A 2,349-nucleotide genomic window follows, 5' to 3' on the forward strand; every position below is an offset into this window, starting at 1 on the left:
ACGGAATCACTGTTGTTTTCTCTTCCTGCGGGTACTGAGATGTTTCACTTCCCCGCGTTCCCTCCACGCACCCTATGTGTTCAGGTACGGGTCACCCGGTCACTCGCGCGCCGGGCGGGGTTTCCCCATTCGGACATCCTGGGATCACCGTTCGGTTATCAACTCCCCCAGGCTTATCGCAGATTCCCACGTCCTTCTTCGGCTCCTGATGCCAAGGCATCCACCGTGTGCTCTTAAAAACTTGACCACAAAGATCAAAATCAGCTATTCGAGAGAACCAGGACAACCAACCATCACAAGGACAGTTAGCCACCAGGTTCATCAAAAAAATTGCTTTAAGATGCTCGCGTCCACTATGTAGTTCTCAAACAACAACCCCGTCACCCCCACCCCCGCCACCCCAAAAAGGAGCGGCCGGCGCGGCAAGCGCAGGAAACAAGAGGAACCAACTTCTTCCCTCTCCTCACATCGCTGCAAGAATAAGGTCCTGTTGCCTCAGGACCCAACAGTGTGCCAAAAGACATCCCCCGCGAAACCAACCACACACGTTCCAAACACCCCAAAGGGCACCGTACTGACATGCGGCCAACCGCGAAAGACACCGAATCCGTTGATATTCCACCCATGAGCACCCGCCGGACAACAGACGCGTCCGCAACGGGCTTGCCCTGCAAACCACCCAACCCGCACTATGACGGGCCAGGACAGGTTCGAGGAAGCTCCTTAGAAAGGAGGTGATCCAGCCGCACCTTCCGGTACGGCTACCTTGTTACGACTTAGTCCCAATCGCCGGTCCCACCTTCGACGGCTCCCTCCCACAAGGGGTTAGGCCACCGGCTTCGGGTGTTACCAACTTTCGTGACTTGACGGGCGGTGTGTACAAGGCCCGGGAACGTATTCACCGCAGCGTTGCTGATCTGCGATTACTAGCGACTCCGACTTCATGGGGTCGAGTTGCAGACCCCAATCCGAACTGAGACCGGCTTTTTGGGATTAGCTCCACCTCACAGTATCGCAACCCATTGTACCGGCCATTGTAGCATGCGTGAAGCCCAAGACATAAGGGGCATGATGATTTGACGTCGTCCCCACCTTCCTCCGAGTTGACCCCGGCAGTCTCCCATGAGTCCCCGCCATTACGCGCTGGCAACATGGAACGAGGGTTGCGCTCGTTGCGGGACTTAACCCAACATCTCACGACACGAGCTGACGACAACCATGCACCACCTGTGAACCGGCCCCGAAGGGAAGGACTGTTTCCAGCCCGATCCGGCCCATGTCAAGCCTTGGTAAGGTTCTTCGCGTTGCATCGAATTAATCCGCATGCTCCGCCGCTTGTGCGGGCCCCCGTCAATTCCTTTGAGTTTTAGCCTTGCGGCCGTACTCCCCAGGCGGGGCACTTAATGCGTTAGCTACGGCGCGGAAAACGTGGAATGTCCCCCACACCTAGTGCCCAACGTTTACGGCATGGACTACCAGGGTATCTAATCCTGTTCGCTCCCCATGCTTTCGCTCCTCAGCGTCAGTTACAGCCCAGAGACCTGCCTTCGCCATCGGTGTTCCTCCTGATATCTGCGCATTTCACCGCTACACCAGGAATTCCAGTCTCCCCTACTGCACTCTAGTCTGCCCGTACCCACTGCAGACCCGGGGTTGAGCCCCGGGCTTTCACAGCAGACGCGACAAACCGCCTACGAGCTCTTTACGCCCAATAATTCCGGACAACGCTTGCGCCCTACGTATTACCGCGGCTGCTGGCACGTAGTTAGCCGGCGCTTCTTCTGCAGGTACCGTCACTTTCGCTTCTTCCCTGCTGAAAGAGGTTTACAACCCGAAGGCATTCATCCCTCACGCGGCGTCGCTGCATCAGGCTTTCGCCCATTGTGCAATATTCCCCACTGCTGCCTCCCGTAGGAGTCTGGGCCGTGTCTCAGTCCCAGTGTGGCCGGTCACCCTCTCAGGCCGGCTACCCGTCGTCGCCTTGGTAGGCCATTACCCCACCAACAAGCTGATAGGCCGCGAGTCCATCCATGACCGAAAAATCTTTCCACCCGCCACCATGCGGTGACAGGTCATATCCGGTATTAGACCCGGTTTCCCAGGCTTATCCCAGAGTCAAGGGCAGGTTACTCACGTGTTACTCACCCGTTCGCCACTAATCCCCGGTGCAAGCACCGGATCATCGTTCGACTTGCATGTGTTAAGCACGCCGCCAGCGTTCGTCCTGAGCCAGGATCAAACTCTCCGTTAATGTTTCAAACAGACACAGCACCAACGGCCGGGAAAACGACCGAAGACACTGCACTAAATTCAAACCAGGCTGATAAAACCGCGACACACCACAGGGGC

Annotated in this window: 2 rRNA genes; both read right to left on the reverse strand. The window is 56.9% G+C overall.

Features of this window, described 5'->3' with window-relative positions:
* Nucleotides 1-247, reverse strand: a 23S ribosomal RNA gene (locus AC5RVZ_RS32175); the annotation flags it as partial.
* A 480-nt stretch (nt 248-727) separates the two neighbouring features.
* Nucleotides 728-2,251: ribosomal RNA gene (locus AC5RVZ_RS32180) — 16S ribosomal RNA — on the reverse strand.
* Nucleotides 2,252-2,349 lie beyond the last annotated feature (98 nt).

The organism is Arthrobacter sp. Cza30, assembly GCF_059090765.1.